This is a genomic window from Halobacillus aidingensis, from assembly GCF_900104185.1.
Lineage (GTDB): Bacteria > Bacillota > Bacilli > Bacillales > Halobacillaceae > Halobacillus > Halobacillus aidingensis.
Genome location: NZ_FNIZ01000006.1, coordinates 157,294 through 175,571 on the forward strand (window position 1 = coordinate 157,294; position 18,278 = coordinate 175,571).

At 44.4% G+C, this 18,278-nt stretch carries 22 protein-coding genes; 8 read left to right on the plus strand and 14 right to left on the minus strand.

The window, feature by feature from the left end; translation table 11 throughout:
• Positions 1 to 15: 15 nt before the first annotated feature.
• The 7 genes from BLS23_RS07995 to BLS23_RS08025 form a co-directional block, all read right to left on the minus strand.
• Complete coding sequence (locus tag BLS23_RS07995; RefSeq protein WP_089652019.1) at positions 16 to 1,053, minus strand: Gfo/Idh/MocA family protein; 1,038 nt, start codon at positions 1,051 to 1,053, stop codon at positions 16 to 18.
• Positions 1,050 to 2,090 carry a Gfo/Idh/MocA family protein gene (locus BLS23_RS08000; RefSeq protein ID WP_089652020.1) on the minus strand — a complete coding sequence of 347 codons (1,041 nt, stop codon included), beginning with the start codon at positions 2,088 to 2,090 and terminating at the stop codon, positions 1,050 to 1,052. The genes BLS23_RS07995 and BLS23_RS08000 overlap by 4 nt, the downstream gene beginning before the upstream one ends.
• A gap of 14 nt (positions 2,091 to 2,104) precedes the next feature.
• The gene (locus tag BLS23_RS08005) at positions 2,105 to 2,827 is read right to left on the minus strand and encodes a ThuA domain-containing protein (protein WP_089652021.1); all 723 of its coding nucleotides are present in this window, start codon (positions 2,825 to 2,827) and stop codon (positions 2,105 to 2,107) included.
• Between the two features lie 49 nt (positions 2,828 to 2,876).
• On the minus strand, positions 2,877 to 3,917 hold the full coding sequence (locus BLS23_RS08010; protein ID WP_089652022.1) for a LacI family DNA-binding transcriptional regulator: 1,041 nt from the start codon (positions 3,915 to 3,917) through the stop codon (positions 2,877 to 2,879).
• 42 nt (positions 3,918 to 3,959) lie between these two features.
• On the minus strand, positions 3,960 to 4,784 hold the full coding sequence (locus BLS23_RS08015; protein WP_089652023.1) for a carbohydrate ABC transporter permease: 825 nt from the start codon (positions 4,782 to 4,784) through the stop codon (positions 3,960 to 3,962).
• Complete coding sequence (locus tag BLS23_RS08020; protein WP_089652024.1) at positions 4,784 to 5,644, minus strand: carbohydrate ABC transporter permease; 861 nt, start codon at positions 5,642 to 5,644, stop codon at positions 4,784 to 4,786. Before BLS23_RS08020 ends, BLS23_RS08015 begins: the two co-directional genes overlap by 1 nt.
• A gap of 176 nt (positions 5,645 to 5,820) precedes the next feature.
• Positions 5,821 to 7,128, minus strand: a complete 1,308-nt coding sequence (locus BLS23_RS08025) for an ABC transporter substrate-binding protein (protein ID WP_089652025.1) — start codon at positions 7,126 to 7,128, stop codon at positions 5,821 to 5,823.
• Between the two features lie 365 nt (positions 7,129 to 7,493).
• Between BLS23_RS08025 and BLS23_RS08030 the strand changes: the two genes are divergently transcribed.
• Positions 7,494 to 7,931, plus strand: coding sequence for an Hsp20/alpha crystallin family protein (locus BLS23_RS08030; protein WP_089652026.1), 438 nt, complete (start codon positions 7,494 to 7,496; stop codon positions 7,929 to 7,931).
• Here BLS23_RS08030 and BLS23_RS08035 read toward each other — a convergent pair.
• Positions 7,925 to 8,341 (minus strand): hypothetical protein, encoded by a 417-nt coding sequence (locus tag BLS23_RS08035; RefSeq protein ID WP_089652027.1) that lies wholly within the window; start codon positions 8,339 to 8,341, stop codon positions 7,925 to 7,927. The two genes, BLS23_RS08030 and BLS23_RS08035, sit on opposite strands and share 7 nt — an antisense overlap.
• Before the next feature lie 43 nt (positions 8,342 to 8,384).
• Between BLS23_RS08035 and BLS23_RS08040 the strand changes: the two genes are divergently transcribed.
• From BLS23_RS08040 to BLS23_RS08050, 3 genes are read left to right on the plus strand one after another with little or no spacing between them, the layout of a single operon-like run.
• Entirely contained in the window at positions 8,385 to 8,582 is a 198-nt protein-coding gene (locus BLS23_RS08040; RefSeq protein WP_089652028.1) for a hypothetical protein, read from the plus strand.
• A 5-nt stretch (positions 8,583 to 8,587) separates the two neighbouring features.
• The gene (locus BLS23_RS08045; protein ID WP_089652029.1) at positions 8,588 to 8,911 is read left to right on the plus strand and encodes a hypothetical protein; all 324 of its coding nucleotides are present in this window, start codon (positions 8,588 to 8,590) and stop codon (positions 8,909 to 8,911) included.
• Position 8,912: 1 nt separating this feature from the next.
• Entirely contained in the window at positions 8,913 to 9,203 is a 291-nt protein-coding gene (locus BLS23_RS08050) for a hypothetical protein (RefSeq protein WP_089652030.1), read from the plus strand.
• Here the strand turns inward: BLS23_RS08050 and BLS23_RS08055 are convergent.
• From BLS23_RS08055 to BLS23_RS08065, 3 genes are read right to left on the minus strand one after another with little or no spacing between them, the layout of a single operon-like run.
• Entirely contained in the window at positions 9,188 to 9,406 is a 219-nt protein-coding gene (locus BLS23_RS08055) for a hypothetical protein (protein WP_089652031.1), read from the minus strand. The two genes, BLS23_RS08050 and BLS23_RS08055, sit on opposite strands and share 16 nt — an antisense overlap.
• 48 nt (positions 9,407 to 9,454) lie before the next feature.
• Positions 9,455 to 9,700, minus strand: a complete 246-nt coding sequence (locus BLS23_RS08060; protein ID WP_089652032.1) for a hypothetical protein — start codon at positions 9,698 to 9,700, stop codon at positions 9,455 to 9,457.
• 36 nt (positions 9,701 to 9,736) lie between these two features.
• Positions 9,737 to 9,934, minus strand: coding sequence for a hypothetical protein (locus tag BLS23_RS08065; protein ID WP_089652033.1), 198 nt, complete (start codon positions 9,932 to 9,934; stop codon positions 9,737 to 9,739).
• Between the two features lie 219 nt (positions 9,935 to 10,153).
• On the opposite strand from BLS23_RS08065, the gene BLS23_RS08070 reads away from it, so the two are divergent.
• Positions 10,154 to 10,918 carry a sugar phosphate isomerase/epimerase family protein gene (locus BLS23_RS08070; protein ID WP_089652034.1) on the plus strand — a complete coding sequence of 255 codons (765 nt, stop codon included), beginning with the start codon at positions 10,154 to 10,156 and terminating at the stop codon, positions 10,916 to 10,918.
• 50 nt (positions 10,919 to 10,968) lie between these two features.
• On the plus strand, positions 10,969 to 11,502 hold the full coding sequence (locus BLS23_RS08075; RefSeq protein ID WP_089652035.1) for a phosphatase PAP2 family protein: 534 nt from the start codon (positions 10,969 to 10,971) through the stop codon (positions 11,500 to 11,502).
• A 16-nt stretch (positions 11,503 to 11,518) separates the two neighbouring features.
• Here BLS23_RS08075 and BLS23_RS08080 read toward each other — a convergent pair whose 3' ends face one another.
• A complete protein-coding gene (locus tag BLS23_RS08080; RefSeq protein WP_089652036.1) occupies positions 11,519 to 11,848 on the minus strand; it encodes a helix-turn-helix domain-containing protein in 330 nt (109 codons plus the stop codon).
• 562 nt (positions 11,849 to 12,410) lie between these two features.
• Between BLS23_RS08080 and BLS23_RS08085 the strand changes: the two genes are divergently transcribed.
• Complete coding sequence (locus tag BLS23_RS08085) at positions 12,411 to 13,133, plus strand: CBS domain-containing protein (RefSeq protein WP_089652037.1); 723 nt, start codon at positions 12,411 to 12,413, stop codon at positions 13,131 to 13,133.
• 92 nt (positions 13,134 to 13,225) lie between these two features.
• Complete coding sequence (locus tag BLS23_RS08090) at positions 13,226 to 13,597, plus strand: PilZ domain-containing protein (protein WP_089652038.1); 372 nt, start codon at positions 13,226 to 13,228, stop codon at positions 13,595 to 13,597.
• Positions 13,598 to 13,753: 156 nt separating this feature from the next.
• On the opposite strand, the gene BLS23_RS08095 is transcribed toward BLS23_RS08090, so the two are convergent.
• Entirely contained in the window at positions 13,754 to 16,831 is a 3,078-nt protein-coding gene (locus BLS23_RS08095; protein WP_089652039.1) for an efflux RND transporter permease subunit, read from the minus strand.
• Positions 16,831 to 18,165 (minus strand): efflux RND transporter periplasmic adaptor subunit, encoded by a 1,335-nt coding sequence (locus BLS23_RS08100; protein WP_089652040.1) that lies wholly within the window; start codon positions 18,163 to 18,165, stop codon positions 16,831 to 16,833. Before BLS23_RS08100 ends, BLS23_RS08095 begins: the two co-directional genes overlap by 1 nt.
• Positions 18,166 to 18,278 lie beyond the last annotated feature (113 nt).

Below are 18,278 nucleotides of genomic sequence, written 5' to 3' on the forward strand. Positions count from 1 at the left end.
CTCCTCCTGCTAGGTTTATAGTTTCACACTCGTACCTGTTTCACTACTTTGATAGATCGCTTCCATCAGTTTCGTCACTTTTAACGCCTGTTCCGTCTTCACGACTAATTCGTCATTCCCTAAACAGCTGTCGATAAAATTTTCTGCCTGAGCGAGACCAGGGGTTGGTTCGCCTTCACGGATTTTCGCTGTACTATCGAGCAGCGCCCCGTATTTGGCTTGATAGAGTTCAAATGGATAAACACTGAGGCCACCGTCGACACCAGAAATCGAAAGCGACGTGTGGTCTTCCTTGATATTAGCCGCCCATGAACACTCAAATTGAAGCGACTCTCCGTTTTCGAACGTAATGTAACTCGTCACATGATCATCAACGTTGAACGATTCATGATCGAACGCTCCCCAGTCGTTCACCTGTCCCGGAGTTTTACTCAATCGATCGTAGGTGCGTCCCATCACCTCTACAGGTTTTGGATCATCCAGAAGCCAAAGCGCAAGGTCAAGCAAGTGACAGCCAAAATCAATCAAACTGCCGCCGCCTTGCAAATCTTTATTCGTAAATACACCCCAGCCTGGAACTTTTCGGCGCCGCATGGCCTGGACTCTTGTAACAAGAGGATCGCCAATTTCATTATTTAGGATCGCTTTTTTCGCCAGCTGCGCTTCCGGTGTGTACCGGTAATGATAAGCAATCGATAAAAGACGGTCATTCTTCTCCGCGGCTTTCATCATCGCTTCGCATTCTTCTGTCGTAATCGCCATCGGTTTCTCACATAGCACGTGCACACCAGCTTCAAGGGCGGCAATGGAAATCTCTGCATGGAACTTGTTCGGCGTACAGATTGTGACCGCATCAACTTTTGAGAACATATCTTTATAATCTTTGAAAACATAGGGAACCTGATGGGCTTCGGCTACTTCTTCCGCTCGTTCTTCTTTCACATCCTGGACAGCCGTAAGCTCCACTTTGTCTTTTAAATCAAGGAAAGAGGGAATATGCCGTCCTTGGGCAATTCCCCCTACTCCGATGATTCCCATTTTTAAGCGAGTCATTTCGTGATTTTCTCCAGGCTGCTGATTTGTCTCGTTTCGCCTGAGCGGAGGGCACCGAGGATGACTTCCAGTGATTTCATACCTTCTTCGCCAGTGATGAGCGGCTCGGTATCATTCACAATGCTTTCAACGAAGTGGTCGATGACATGAGAATTGCTTTGTCCGCCTTCTTCATTGGATTGAATTTTTCCAAGCTGATAATTGACGATATCGCCATTCGTGTATTGAGCGATCAAGGAGTATTCTGGATCGTCTTCAAGGCGAAGTGTTCCTTTTTCCCCGTAAATCACTGTTGAGTTGTCTTCGTTCGGATTGTAGGCCCAGCTCGCTGCCATCGTTCCGACGACACCGGATTGAGAACGTAGAATACAGACAGCATTATCATCAACCGTAATGTCTTTCTTCGCATTGTTCTCGACAAAACCTGCCACATCGACGAATTCTTCGCCAAGGATGTAGCGGAGCAAGTCTGCCTTATGTACTCCCAAGTCACCCATGGCACCGATGAACGCTTGATCTTTTTTGAAGAACCAGCTGTCTTCCCCTTCTGCACTCCATCCTTCCGGTCCACCGTGACCGAAAGCCGTACGGAAACTGTACACTTTTCCGATTGCACCTGATTCAATCAGTTCTTTCGCTTTCACGTGAGATGGAACAAAACGTTGGTTGTGAGCGATCATCAATTTCTTTCCGTTCTTCTCAGCCGCTTGAATCATTTCTTCTGCTTCTTCTTTGGACGTTGCCATCGGCTTTTCACAAAGGACATGAGCACCGGCATTCAGTGCAGCAATCGAAGCGGGTGCATGCAAATAGTTCGGCAGGCAAACACTCACCGCGTCCACTTCTTCTTTCTGTAATAGCTCTTCATAGTCTGTGTAAAGAGTCGCACCGTGCAATTGCGCTACTTCTCGCGCGCGTTCTTCAACGATGTCACATACGGCCGTGACTTCAACATTTTCATTTGCAACATATTCCGGAAGGTGACGATTTTGAGCAATACTTCCGCATCCAATTACAGCAATTTTCAATTGTGTCATAGTTAAAAGCTCCTTTATGATTTAGTTGAAATTTCTTCTAAAGGTTGAGCATTACCGTAAACAGGTGTCGGCGTTTCTGTGTTGTTCGCCCATTTCACACCATTACGGATGACGGTTTGTACTTCTTTGTTGTAATAGGTAGGATATGTTTCATGTCCCGGACGGAAGTAAAAGACCTTTCCTCTGCCACGACGGAAAGTAGCCCCACTACGGAACACCTCTCCACCTTCAAACCAGCTGACGAAAATCAATTCTTCAGGTGTAGGGATATCAAAATGTTCGCCATACATTTCTTCTTTTTCAATTTCAATGAACTCGCCGATGCCTTCCGTGATCGGGTGGCTTGGATCGACGACCCAGATGCGTTCTTTCTCATCCGCCTCGCGCCATTTCAAGTCACAGGATGTGCCCATCAACTTTTTGAATGGCTTAGAAAAGTGGGCAGAGTGAAGAACGACCAGTCCCATGCCTTCGAGTACGCGCTGCTTTACTTTTTCCGCGATTTCATCCTGCACTTCATCATGGGCTTTGTGTCCCCACCAAACGAGTACATCCGTTTCTGCAAGTACTTCATCGGTCAATCCATGCTCTTCCTCATCCAATGTCGCTGTTTTCACATTCTCATGATCTTCCCCAAGAAAATCAGCGATTGCACTATGAATGCCCTCTGGATAAATATCAGCAACGACCTGGTTTTCTTTTTCGTGACGGTTTTCATTCCATACTAGTACGTTCATGTTCATTCCCCTTTTCTGTAAAATAAGCGCTCTCTTTATGCGAAAAAAATTAATCTTTTTGTTTGATCGTTTTCCTTGGGTGACAGGAATCCCGTTCTACGATGACCGTCGGGATGATCACACTTTTTTTGATCATGTCCGGACGGTTCAATAAATCAATCAAGCTCCTGGCTGATTCATGACCCAATTGAAACGACTGTGTATCTACTGTTGTTAGTGCGGGATTTGATAAACGGGCAATCATCGTGTTGTTGAACCCAACGATGCTCATATCCTCCGGCAGCTTCAAACCTTTGGAGGTTAAAGCTCTCATGACGGTCAATGCATTATAATCATCGGTGATGACAAGGCCCGTCGGCGGGTCCTTTACCTGAAGCAGTTCCTCCACCACTTGATCGGCATCCGCCAGTCCCGATTGAATATTTTTCTGTAAATTCTTGTCTTCCTCTAAATGACCATTCGCCAAAGCTTGTCGAAATCCTTCTAAACGGTCCCTGGCTACTTCAAAATGAGAATCCCCTCCGATAAAGCCGATCCTCTCATGACCCAGTTGAATCAAATAATCCGTCACTTCTTTACTTGCGAGGATGTTGTCATTATCTACAAACATCGTTTCACCTGCTCGATTCACAGGTTTTCCGACCATCACGAAAGGAAAATTGCAATCCCTTAGATACGGAACGACCTTGTCATCTTCACGGGAGTACAAGACGATGACACCATCGACCCGCTTCCCCTGCACCATTTTGACAACCTCTTTGAAGATCGCTTCTTCCGTGTTGCCTGTCGTCAAATAAATGCTGTAATCCTCTTCATGACATGCATCGCTGATTCCCCTCAACAATTCTGAGAAAAAGGGGTTATCGAAAGAATGAACGGTAGAAACTTTGGTTACAATGCCGATCGTCTGTGTCGATTGACTGACAAGGACGCGACCGTTGTAGTTAATGTGATACCCCAGTTCCTCCATCACTTTTCTCACTTTCCGTTTTGTCCGTTCGCTGATACGCGGACTATCGGAGATGACTCTGGATACCGTAGAAGGAGCGACATTCGCAACTCTCGCCACATCTTTAATCGTGACAGACACGTCCATCGCCTCCTTTCCTCTATTCATCTTTCATTTTCTACCCTATTTAACGGCTCCTTCGGATACGCCGTTGATGATTTGTTTCTGAGCGAAGAAGTAGCCGACGATGACTGGCAGGATTGCGATGGTCAGACCTGCAAGTGCCAGGTGCCATTGTTTCGTGTATTGACCGAAGAAGTAGAACATCTTCAATGGAATCGTTGCATTGGACTCACTCAATACAAGAGATGGAAGGAGATAGTCGTTCCAGATCCAAATGACGTTCAAGATCGCTACGGTTACGGAAATCGGCTTCAACAATGGGAAAATGATGTACCAGAACGTTTGGAAACGGTTCGCTCCATCGATGATGGCCGCTTCGTCCATGGACTTCGAAATCCCTGTCATCGCTCCGTGGTAAAGGAAGATCGACAAACTACAACCGAAACCAAGGTACATGAAGATCAATCCACCAGCGTTCAACATGTCCGCCTGCCCGAAAATAGAGACGAGTGGAATCATAACGGACTGGAACGGAATCAACATTGCAGCAACGAAGATGAAGAAGATGATGCCACTGAGTTTACTTTTGTTCCTTGCTAAGGCATATCCGGCCATAGAAGAGAACAGGATGATGATGGCGATACTCAAGCCTGTAATCAAGACAGAGTTGAACAGTGACTTCAAGAATGCCAAATCAATGAATGCTTCTACAAAGTTTGAGAATACAACTTCTTCCGGGAACCCTAAAACGCCTGAGAAGATGTCACGCTTTGTTTTAAACGCATTGACAATCATCAAGTAGAAGGGCGCAATCCAGATGAGACCAAGCAGAAGGCCGAGAATTTCAATGGAGATTAAATTCCGTTTTTCTTTATTCTTTTTCATTACATCTCAACCTCCCGTTTCTTGTTGTAATACACTTGAGTCAATGCAATAACAGCAACAATCAAGAAAAAGATAACGGCTTTGGCCTGAGCGTAAGCCATTTGATTATCAGAGAACGCGGTACGGACAATTTCCATCGCAACCATTTGCGTCGAGTTGAATGGTCCGCCGTTTGTCAGGGACAAGTTTTGGTCATAGATCTTGAAGGCCATGGAAAGCGTCAAGAACATACTGACCGTAAAGGCCGGTGCAACGAGCGGGAACGTGATGTTTTTGAAGCGTTGGAAGCTGCTTGCTCCGTCGATTTTCGCTGCTTCGATCAACTCTTTCGGAATGTTTTCAAGGTAAGCAATGTAAATGATCATGATATACCCAGCCATCTGCCATGCGGTCAGGATGACTAGACCCCAGAAACCAGTGTTCGTTGTAGACAACCAACCGTTCAATCCTTCAATTCCAGTAAGACCGGCAATATCTCCAAAAACGCTGATGAAGATGAACTGCCAGATAAATCCTAAAATCAGCCCACCGATCAAGTTCGGCATAAAGAATACGGTACGCAGAAGGTTGCCTGACTTGATGTTACGAGTAACAAGAAGAGCCAGTCCAAGGCCCATAATGTTCAAGAGGATGACGGTCACAACGGCGAATTTAACCGTAAACCAAATCGAATCCATGAATTCACTTTCTTGGAAAAGGTTAATGTAATTCTCAAAACCTATGAATGCATTTGCTGTAATCCCGTTCCAATCCGTGAAGGAATAGAAGAGACCATATAAGAAAGGAATGACGACGACTATACCAAGACCCATGATCACCGGCGTCAGGAACAGCCAGAAAGATAAACTTCGATTCTGCATGTATTACTCCTCCAATGCTTTAAGCGGCACGAACCGCGCGTTATGATATCGATCTCATATGATTGGATAAAACATCCCATCTATTAACATACTTACCTATTTAAATATCCTAATAGAGGGGATTTTTTATAGTACCAGTAAGGGCAGCAAGCCCTTACTGGTTCCAATTCTACTAATTATTGACGAGCATCTTCCCAAGCTTGCGTTGCTCTTTGTTCTACTTCTTCCCAGCTGATATCTCCAGCAAGGTATTCTTGTACAGCTACTCCGAATGCGTCCTCAGTCCAGCCAGTAGGCGCGCCAAGGAAGACCCATCCAAGTGTGTTGCCTTCGTTTGCATACTCATAGATTTCCTGAGAAATCGGATCTGCGATTTCCTGATCTTCATATCCTTCGTATGCCGGAATGAACTTGAATTCTTCCGTTACGAATTTCTTACCTTGATCAGATGTGTACATCCAGTCCAAGAAATCCTTACTTGCTTGTACGACTTCATCTTCAGACTCTTTGTTTACAACCCAGTAGTTTGGTACACCAACAGGGATGCTTCCTTCGTAACCTTCTACAGGGATTGGAAGAAGGCCGACGTTGTTCTCAGCAAATTCAGGATCCATGGATTCAATCGTGTTATAAACCCAGTTTCCTTGCTGAATCATCGCAACTTTTCCAAGAGAGAAGTTTTCTTCAACTTGTTGAGAATAGTCAAGGCTAAGTGTTGGCTGAACAGAGTACTCATTTTGAAGGTCTACGAAACGTTTCATTTGGTCACCCATCTGAAACTCAATCGTGTCCGCTTCATAAGCTTCCATAATGTCATTGTTGAATTCATCTGCAATATACGCATTGGCTAAGTGGTTACCGATGACCCACTTCTCTTTAGCCGGGAAGGCAAATGGTGCATCGATTCCAAGCTCGCCTTTTTGATCTTCCAACGTTTGAACAGCTTCTTCTAGAGCTTCAAACGTTGTGATTTCTTCAGCATTGATTCCTGCTTCTTCAAAAACTTTTTTGTTATAAAGAAGACCGTATCCTTCCTGGTTGAAAGGAAGTCCTAATACTTGGTCATTACGGGATACGCCGGAAAGCGTCCCTTCAAGTGCTGCGTTTGCTGCATCTGTATCAGAAAGGTCTGCTAAGTACTGCTCATACTCATCGACATCTGTCGGTCCACCAACGTTGAAAATGTCAGGCTCTTCTCCAGAAGAGAAAGAAGTCTTCAATGAAGCCCCATAGTCGTTTCCTCCACCGACGGTTTTCACGTTGATGTTCACGTCTGGGTTTTCTTCTTCATACATGGAGACAAGCTCTTCAAACTGGTCCTTGAACTCTACTTTAAACTGAAAGACATCGACGGTAACGGCATCGCCTGAAGCATTGTCGTCTGAACTGCTGCTGTCGTCTGATCCAAATGAACAACCAGTAAGAGCTACAGTAGACGCCAACAATGCTGTCGCAATCCCAGAATAAAATTTGTTTCTTTTCATCTGATCCACCCCTATTAATTTATTAATCGTTGAATCCGCTTACATATCACATCTAAGAAAAGAGTTTTCTAACTTGTGCAACATGCGCGCATACGTTTGCGCAAATGGTAGTTAAAAAACTCATCCGCTTGTCCAACAATGAGTTATAAAAATGCTTTTGATTAAGATGTGAATACGTTTGCACAAAATTCATTGATTAATGAAGTTGAGTAAATCATAACACGGGGGTCTTCCAAACACAACACTATTTTTCAAATAATTCTCCAAATAGACAGCGTTTACATGGATTCGTTTTTTCCGTCTTTTATGTGTCATGTCATGAACATACGCGATTCCACATACTTTGTAAGAGTGAGGTGAAAGAAATGAAGAAAAAGAACGGTCCGATCAATTGGGAGGCTTTTTCAGAAAATGTGGAGAAGGTGTTAGGAGAAGATTTCTGGAACGACATGCATCATGTTATTCCAAAACGCGGTCCTTCTTATGACTTTTTTGAAACGGAAGATCAGGCTGTCCTTGTGATTGAACTGCCAGGTTTAACAAAGAACGACCCAGTCTATCTGACCCAGGAAGGCACGTCCATGATTATCCGGGGGGAGATTACTCCCGATTACCCCGTAGCGGAAGAAGATTTAATCCATAACGAACGTTTGAAAGGGAGCTTCAAACGTGTGATCCCAGTGCCCTTTCATTTTACTGCAGAAGATATCGTGACCGCCTACAAAGAAGGCCTGTTGATCGTCACCATTTTTAAACGTCACAAAAACAAGGATATTCCCATTGAATTAGAGGATCATCAATAATGCAAAAAGATCTCTTTTTCATCAGAGCTCTTTTTTTGTAAACGAACTTCGATGGCCCCGTCCTGGTACTGTGCATACCCATTTCTTCTGCTCGTCTGAGCAGGCAGCGCAATCTCCATCCTTTCAGCCCATATCCCGCTAACAAACAGTTTCCCGCTTCCAACACTCAATCTTATCGCTTCTACATCCACTTCGTAAGGAATAGGGATGGTGACGACAACTTCCTTCATCAGCTCCATCACTCTATAATCACTGCTCGGATGTTTTGGTTTTTGTTGATCATTTGGCGTCAGAGCATCCTGAATCGACTTTTGCACGAAATCATTCATTTTCCCCATATCCATCAAATCATCAGGAAGAAAAGAACTCTCTTTCCCCAAAGGATTGAACCAATTCATAATGTCTTTCATGCTTATCTTTTCCTTTCATACATTAGTCATAGGAGGTGATGATATGAGTCACATTCAATTTAAGAATTTGTCCGTTGACCAAATCAGTGATGCATCTGGAATCTTTTCAGGAACCAACCTCCAGTCCGGATTTAAGGCCGTGGAACAGAGATGGGAGGGAAACGGAAAAATCATTGGTCATAAAAACACCCTCCAGCATAATAAACATCTAGTCATCAAACGGCCTTCTAAAAGAGTGTAGACGATATGTTGTTTAAAAAACGTCGTGACAAGCAAGCGGATATCGATCATCTTGTAAAAGAGATTCATGAATTAAAACAAGTGATCCAAGGAATGCAGGGGAAGCATGTGGAATACCATATTCATTTTGACCAAGTCGATATCCATGACCCCAACCTTGAACAATTGACGTTCCAGTTGGATCAATTAGATATCGATGAATTGAGCGGAGCTCTTAATATGGGAAACAATTTCGGTGTGAACGTCAAACCGAAAAACTCTTCACGTCCTGAATTGAGCCGAACGGACAATGGATTGAAGTTCAGCTTCAAATCAAAGGAGGATTCCTAATATGGCCGGTCTGACTCCTTACTTTTTCATAGGGAACATAAGGATTGGAACGATTGAAAATGCCTCCTGTTTGAATATGGGAAACAATATCCCGACAGGATTTGAGAGTTATCAAAAACATAACCAGGGCTTTGGGAACGTCTATGGAGATGGCAATACCCTCGAAGGATTACGTTCCATTTTAAGTGACTCAGCCATTCTTGACCTGATGTCCCAAGAAAACGGCCAGGAAATCCCGGAATGGGTAAAAAAACTCATTGAAAAGAAAATGGAGGATCATCCTGAAGATTGATCGGCTCCATTCTCCTTTTTGGATGGACGTGCCATTTTCGTTATCGGCATATCGATTTCATCGTTATCATGAATCACATTCACATTATAAGAAATGATGTTTCCATCCCCTACGACTGTACCAAGGGCAGCATTTTGCTTTTCCTGCGCTTCCCAATGGGTTTGGGTGTTCGGACCGACAAATATGCCGGAGTTATTCGTCATGTGATTGACATAGATGGAGTCAAATTGAATATCGATCAGAAGCCCCCCCTAATATTGGACGTTTGGTTGAGGGTTGCTGACGGTAGGGTTAACGATCGGTGTATCATTAACATCATTATCAATAATCGTATTCACATTGTTGGTCGCAATGAAAAAACCGACGGGAATTCCTGCAGCATTATTGTTCTTCCCTTGCCAGGACCAATCGGGTTGATTGTTCTGCCCTGTGGATATGATTCCATTTTCAGTAATGGAGTTGACAGCGATTTGATTGAAGACGACAGATACGGGCATTCCTATTCACCTCACCTTTTCTTCTGATATCCTATTCTAGAACATTTGGAATGTGTCTTTTTCGGACAAACCTACATCACCCCCATGCTTCCCGTAACATTCAAAGCAAAAATCAATCTCAAGAGTCGCTCCATCTGTAACCGTACACACTTCATACTCACGAAGCTCTTTTTTACACATCCAGCAAACGCTGTGAACTTCATTCATTTCCTGCATCGTCTCTTTCCAACCCATTCGTATCCCACCTTTGATTGTTTGGCTATAGCGTTATCTTACGCGGTACCCAGACACTTTCAAAATCAGCAAAATGCCCTTTGTCCCCTACCTTTGGTTGTTCTTTTTCTACTTTCTTCTGGTTATTTTTCGTTTTCGGAAGGGAATTCGACAATGGAAATCTAATTTTGATAAGAGTAGAAAATTAAATGCAATGAGGATGAAAGGAAAGGGATCGATATGAATACACCTATACCTATCGCAGTACAGCTTTATACTTTACGAAATGAAACCGCCGCAGACTTTGCTGGAACGTTAAGGAAAGTAGCCGACTTAGGCTTTGATGCCGTCGAGTTTGCCGGTTTTGGTGACATGACAGCTCTCGAGGTCAAACGCTTATTAGATGAACTTGGTTTAAAAGCCGCTTCCAGCCACGTCCCGCTGGATGAACTAAAAAACAATCTTCCGCAGGTCATCGAGGATCAAAAAACGATTGGAAGCCAATATGTCGTCTGTCCGTACATCGAGAATCGAAATGAAGCGGACTATGTGCAGTTAATTGAGGATTTGAAAAAAATCGGTGATGAATGCCGTCAGCATGGTCTTACTTTGTGCTATCATAATCATGACTTCGAATTGGAGCCGCTGCCGGATGGAAGAAAGCCACTGGACGCGATCCTTGAGGAAACCGATGAGAACCAGGTTCAGGCGGAATTCGATATCTACTGGCTTCAAAAAGCAGGCGATCAACCTTCTGCGTGGATCGACCGCTACCAGGGACGTACGCCATTGATTCATTTGAAGGACATGACCCTTGATGAAGAACAATATTTCGCTGAGCTCGGGACAGGCGGCGTTGATTTAGATACGGTGTTTGTTCTTGGTGAGAAAGCCGGGGTGAAATATTGGATCGTCGAGCAGGATGAAAGCAGACGCACACCTTTAGAAAGCTTGGAAATCAGTATGAATTACTTAAAAGAGAAATTCCCTCAATTGAATAAATAAACGGAAGAGCGTGATTTCTTCACGCTCCTTCTTTATGTAAGGAGAAACAAATGGACAAAGCATTCGTATCATGGATTTATGATTTTTCTGAAGCCGAATGGGTGGATGCACCTATGATCTTCTTTTCATCATGGGGTTACAAAGCGATAATCGGGTTATTCTTTTTACTGGCTTTGTTGAAAGCGACTCGCAAACTCGGACTCGCAGCGATCGCAGCCTCACTAGCAGGCTTAGTCATAAGCAGAACCATTCGCTGGATTGCGCCGCGGGAAAGACCTTTCGCAGCCCTTGAAGAAGTCACACCATTAATTGAAAAAGAAGCGAGTGCATCCTTCCCCAGCGAACAAGCATTGTTTGTCGGAATCTTTATCGCTTTGCTGTGGATAATCAGAAGCAGACTGAGGTGGGCTGGGTTACTTACTGGATTGGTTATTCTTGTATCAAGAGTATACCTTGGTCACCATTATGTTTCAGATGTACTGATTGGAGCTATTTTGGGTGGTTTTCTTTACGTTACCATCTCTAAAATATTCAGCATCAAGCAGAGTTTCCCGGTAGAAAAAGAGAAAAGCCTGATCTCGTAAAAGAGTCAGGCTTTTTTTATTTATTCTGGTGGATTCTCCATTTATTAAACTCCAAATATTCACGGAATTGTTCTTTAGAGATCCCTGAATTCATCGCTTCCTGAACCAAATTCATCCAATCTTTGTCCAGCGTTTCATCTTGAGGTTCGTTTTCTCCGTGGAGTAAAAAGTTGATGGAAACGTCTAGTTCCTGGGATATTTTAGTCAAGAACTGAATGGAAGGATTGGTCTGGATATTCCGCTCAATCGAACTCAAGTAAGATTTTGCGACTCCCGCCCTTTCGGCTAATTCAGATAGCGACATATGTCGGTCTTTACGAATTTTTTGAATGCGTTCACCGATCATGATCTCACCTTCTTTCCTGTTGATATGAGTATAGCACAGATTGAACAACCGTTCTATTTAAAGCACGAAAAATCAATACGGAGTCCTATGTATGCTTTCATTTCCCCTATATGTATACTTCCTATTCCCTATCTTTTATTATCGTACAATCATACAAATTATTTAGTGAAAGTTTTACTTTAACGAACGTTTTTTTGCTTTTGTTCAAGTATATATCAGGATTGTGTAAGACTTGATCTCTACATAACCGCGGTTCGTTTTCATGTTGAGCATCAAGGGTGGTGGGGAAGCTGGGAGAGCGAATAAAAACCTTGATAGAACAATACAAATTCCCCATATCAGTAGGTTTTAAGCTTTTATCGGTAGGTTAAGTATTTTTATCAGTGGCTTTCGTACTTTTATCGGTGACTTTCATACTTTTATCAGTGACTTCAATGATTTTAGCATACAGTGTATTCCTCCGACTCAAAATTGAATGGAAGTAAAAATGAATCACTTTCGTCTAGGATTCACACACTAACTGTAAAAATGAGTGAGAATCCTTAGGAAAAAGGTGAACAAGATGAATGACATTGTGGAACAGTTTGAAATTACATTCAACCAGATCCATCAACATTTGAAAGAACTGAATGGCTTCCCGAAAAATGATAATTTCGTGGAGCTTCTTCAGCGTTCCAAACTGAAGCATAGCGTCATCCGTATCCACTTTGACCAGTTGAAGCAGTACGCAAAACTCCGAAATGCGATCGTTCACGAACGGATCAGTGGGGATTACTTTATCGCCACCCCTCATGAGGATGTCGTAAACGCATTGAAACGAATTAAACGAACGCTTGACCAACCGCCTGAAGCCCTGGAATTCGCCACTCGTCCCGTCCTTTTTTTCAAAGAAGATACAGCGCTTAGTCACGTGATGGAGGCGTTCGACCAGCACGGGATCTCTCAGTTCCCTATCTACACAAAAGAACGGGCTTTTTCAGGGTTACTAACCAATGACGGCATCGTCCGTTGGTTGTCTCAAAATCATAAAAATGAAAGAATCGTCCTTGAGAACATTTGCGCTTCAGACGTCCTCCCCGTTGAAAAGGATCGTAGTGTAGAATTTTTAAAAGCGGGTGCTACTGTATTTGACCTGGAAGAACGGTTTGAGAGAAGTTTAAATGAAAACCGGAAACTGAAGGCTGTTATTTTGACCGAAACGGGAAACCCTGATGACATGCCGATGGGAATTGTAACTACATGGGATCTAATTAAAGTTGACCGACGTGAAAGTGAGGAAGATTGAGTTTTTTCGAAGATATATAGCTAAAATTATTGAACGTTCATCCTTAAGAGGATATGATAAAACCATCCTAGTTTAGGAAGAGGGATGTAAGCATGAATGAACGCAGACATGAACCCTTTCGGTATCCATTCCAAACACCTCTCCCGGGTTTTTACAACAAAAAGTTCAGCAGCCATTTGTCAGGTCCTATGGAAGTGAAAGACATCAGTATGAACGGATTACGTTTTTCCTGTGATTCTCAACCTGGATTGTCTATGAAAGATGAGTTGTTCCTCACCTTCATTTATGAAAATAAGACATTTACAGCTGAAGGGCGACTCATTTGGATGAAAATGGAAGAGCAGTATATGACGTGTGGTGTACACGTGTTTGAATATCCAGATCAACTAAAAGAGATCATTGCAAAGCTTGGGGATTCACTTAAGAATGTTCAGAATGATTCAATGGAAACGAAGTCTCCGTAATGGAGGCTTTTTTATTTTGGGATGGCCATTGTTTTGGATGCCAGGCACAGTTTTATGAATATTGGTGCCTGGCACCCATTGAATTGTTGATATGTAAAAAAATGGTGTACCAGGTCATCCAATATTTGGATGACCTGGTACACCAAAAAATGTAAGTTATTCTTTTTGGGCTCTTTTTCGGAAGAAGCCGGTGATTTTGTTGGATAGGTCGTCAAAGTATGTGTAAACGACAGGGATGAGTACAAGCGTGAAAAAGCTCGATACGGTCAAGCCGAAAATGATGGTGACCGCTAGAGGTTGTTGTGCTTCAGCGCCTCGTCCAATTCCGATCGCTAATGGGACCATACCGAGCACTGTCGTCAAGGTCGTCATCAGGATAGGACGAAGGCGGTTAGGTCCCGCCTCTAATATGGCTTCATAACGATCGTACGACTTCCGTCTCAGGATGTTGATGTAATCGACAAGCACGATGGCGTTGTTGACGACAATCCCTGCCAGCATAATGATTCCGACAAAGGCCGGCAAGCTGAATGGAAGGCCGGTCACAAATAAACCGCCTGAAATTCCGATAATGGTTGCCGGTAAAGAAAACATGATGATAAATGGGAACAAGAAGTTCTCAAATTGAATCGCCATGACGGCATAGACAAGGAAAATCGAAAAAATCAAGGCAAGAGACAAGTCGCCAAAAGCTTCCTGCATATCCTGCGCCTGTCCTCCTATGGTGTAGGAGTAGCCGTCAGGAAAATTCAGACGCTCCAACTCTGTCCGCACTTCTTCTGTTGCCGTCCCTAGATCAATATTAGAAATCTCCGCTTCCACATTCACTTGCGGCTGTTGGTTTTGACGGAGCAGAGACACAGGTCCCTGAACTTGTTTCAACTCCGCAATGGTGGCGAGTGGAATGAGTGACCCATTCGGTGCTTGGACCGACATCCCTTCTAAATCTGCAATCGTCTGGCGCTCATCTTCCGGAAGGATAAAACGCACATCGATTTCATCTGTTCCATTTCGATATCGCGTCGCTACCTGACCATTGAAACCGAGCTGTACCTGGCTGATCACTTGTTGCTCAGTCAGGCCGTATTGGGCCGCTTTATCCTGGTCCACTTCAATCTGCATTTCAGGGCGTCCTTCATCCGTCGATGACGTAGCATTTTGCACCCCGTCAATTTCATTCATCAAATAAGCGACTTGGCCAGCAAGCTCGTCCAATACTTCATATTCTCCACCATTGATTTGCACTTGCAATGGTGCACCAGTTCCGAGACCAGCATCTAATTCACTCACTTCTATTTCAGCACCTGGAATGTTGGAGAGGGATTCACTCATTTCCTCCATGACGGTTTGGGTCGTTTTTTCCCGCTGTGAAGGTTCGACAAGCTGAATCGTATAGGAAGCAAAGTCAGACGAGCCGTTCCCTATGCTTCCCATCGAACCTCCGCCAATAGAAAGGTAGCTGACATCTATGATTTCACTATAGTTCTCAATCTCTGTGTCAATTTCTTCTGTGAGAGCTTCCGTTTCCTCAAGAGATGTCCCTTCAGGCATGTTCACTCGCACTTCCACCTGCCCTTGATCGGAAGGGGGAATGAATTCTGTTCCAATCAATGGAATGAGGGCTACACTCCCTGCGATAAGAGCAAATGTAATCGCAATGGTCGTTTTTCTGAATTTCAATACCCACCTTAAAATCGAGCGGTAGCCATCATTCACTTTTTCTAAAAAGCGGTTAAACCAGTACCGGCGTCCTTCTTCTTTCAAAGATTTTGTTAACAGTTTCGAAGACAGCATGGGAATCAAAGTCACAGAAACCGCTAAGGAAGCAATGAGCGCAAACATGATCGTCAACGCAAGCGGTGTGAACAATTCAGATGCAATGCCTTCTACGAAGATAATCGGTAAAAAGACGACGAGTGTCGTTGTCGCTGAGGCCACAACAGCGGGGGCAAGTTCTGACGCCCCTTGTTTAGCCGTTTCGACCATCGAATATCCTCGCTGACGGTAGCTGACGATGTTTTCTAAAATGACGATAGAACTGTCCACCATCATTCCAATCCCGAGGGCGAGTCCCCCCATCGTCAGCACGTTCAATGTTTCACCGGTGAAGTACATTAAAGTAAATGTCGATATGATTGCAATCGGTATCGACAACCCGATGACGAGCGTCGCGCGTACACTTTTCAAAAACAACAGCAGAATCAGGACGGAAAAAATACCGCCGAGGATGATGTTCAATACAACGCTGTTGATCGATATTTTAATAAATTCTGATGTATCTAAAACAATGCTTGTGCCAACACCTTCGGGAAGATCTGCTTCCAGCTCATCCATCGCTTCCCTCACGTTATCGGCGGTTTCAACGGTGTTCGCATCCGTTTTCTTCAAAATGGAGAGCACGACAGAAGACGAACCGTTGACCTTGCTGATGGTGTTGGAATTGGTAAGTGTATCGTTCACTTCAGCAATTTGATCAAGCGTCACTTGTGCCCCTGAAGGAGATTGAATCCTTGTGTTTCTCACATCTTCCACAGAGGTGAATTCTCCATCAATCCGAATTTGCAGATCCTTCTGCCCTTTCTCGATGGTTCCTGCTGAGGCTGATTGATTGGCTGCATTCAGCGCCTGAATCAACGTTTGGGAATCCAAGCCGTATGTAGCCATTTGGGCGCGATCGACGAGAACTTGCACTTCTTTTGTCTGTCCGCCTTCAATGCTGACCGAAGCGACCCCTTCCTGCCGTTCAAGAAAAGGAACCAGCCGGTTTTCTGCTACTTTTTGTAGCTCATCCGGCGTATCTCCTGAAAGGCCGACCGTCATGATTGGAAGCTGTTGCGGATCAAAACGGAGCACACTTGGATCTGACGCCCCTTCTGGTAAAAGCCCTGTCACCTGATCAACGTTTTCCCTGACTTGTAAGAGCGTGCTGTCAAGATTCACCCCTGTATTGAACTGCATAAGAACGAGCGAGGCCCCAGCCTGTGATTGAGACTGGAGCACCTCGAGTCCTTCAATACTACTGACGGAAGACTCCACTGGCCTGCTGACGAGTTTTTCGACCTCCTGTGGTGCTGCTCCTTCATAGGAAGTCGATACCACTGCGATCGGCAAGTCAATTTCCGGATATAAATCAATGGTCAAACTTCTTAGAGATACAAATCCCAGACCAAGTATCGCAGCAACGATCATGATGACTCCGACTGGTCTTTTGACGGAAAGGTTTACAAGCTTCATCAGGAATCCTCCTCCATGATGGTGACTTGATCCCCGTCTGACAGGGTCAGCTGCCCTGTTGTAATCACCGTCGCATCTTCAGGGATGTTCCCGGACACCGCTGTAAAGTCCGACTGAGATTCTAAAACTGATACAATAACCTGGACTGCTTTTTCATCGACAACCTGATAAACGAAGGTTTCATCATTCTGTTCTACCAGACTGTCTGTCGGGACAATGAGTGTATTTTCCACAACATTTTCTGGAAGTAAGAAAGTCGCCATCATTCCTGGTTTAATCTTTTCATCTCCATTACTCACCGTTGCTTCGACCGGGTAAAGTCCAGTATCATCAGGAACGGAAGAGACGTAGCTGACGGTTGATGATACCTGTTCTTCCAAAGAAGGAAGATCGACGGTGAGCTCCGCTCCTTTTTCAAAAAGAGAGAGTTGATCGGCGGTGACAGAAGCTGTGATCGTCATGGGATCCAGACTGACGATGGTGGCAAGTGGCTGTTGGTTGCTTACCATATCCCCTTCACTAGCATTCAATGTCGACACTTCGCCGGAAGTAGGTGCAGTGATCGCTTCATTTTCGGCTTGTTCCTGCGCCTGGTTTAATTGAACATTGGCTTGTTCTACCTGAAGCTCGGCCTGCTCAACGGCTACACGCGCCTGCTCCAATTGTTGTTCTGCTTGATCGACTTGCGCCTCTGCTTGCGCTACTGCAGACGAAGACTGAGGCTGCTGTCCATTTAACTGCTGGTATTGAGCATACGCTTGATCAGCACGGTTCTTCGCTTGTTGATAGAGCGCATCAGGAATGGTCCCTTCATCGGCCAATTTTTTCGTTTCATCAGCCAGTTGCTTGGCTTGTTCGTATTGTTGCTTCGCTGCTTCCGCTGCCTGAGCGGTTTGACTTGCCTCCGATTGCGAGGCCTGCTTAGCAAGGTCGACCTGCTCCTTCGCATTTTCAACACCCTGTGCCGCTTGCTCTTTTGATACCTGAGCATTTTCAAGCTGTGTTTGTGCTTGACGTAGGGCGATTTGCTGCAATTCTACCTGATTATCTACATTGCCTCCTGGACGGACGACGGCCACTGTTTCACCTTCTTCTACTCTGTCCCCTTTGGCAACGTTCAAGGTTGCCAATTCTCCTGGGGTTTCAGGCAGGACAGGTGAAGTATCAGCAGCGGTCGCACGGGCCACCAGTTTACGTTCCACGACAAAATCTTCTTTTTTCACGGACTCCACTTTGACCGGCGTGATCCGCTCCTCTATTTCTTCATTGGCTTCTTCCTGATTACAAGCGGTTACAAAGAAGAGCACCATGAACATGAAAATCAACCGTTTCATCTAAGACTTCCTCTCCATATCAGACTCTCGTAAATCTCCCGGACTTATCTTCTTTTTCTTCTCTATTTTCCCCCTCAACCGATGAGAGGATACCCTATTCAAACGCACTGACC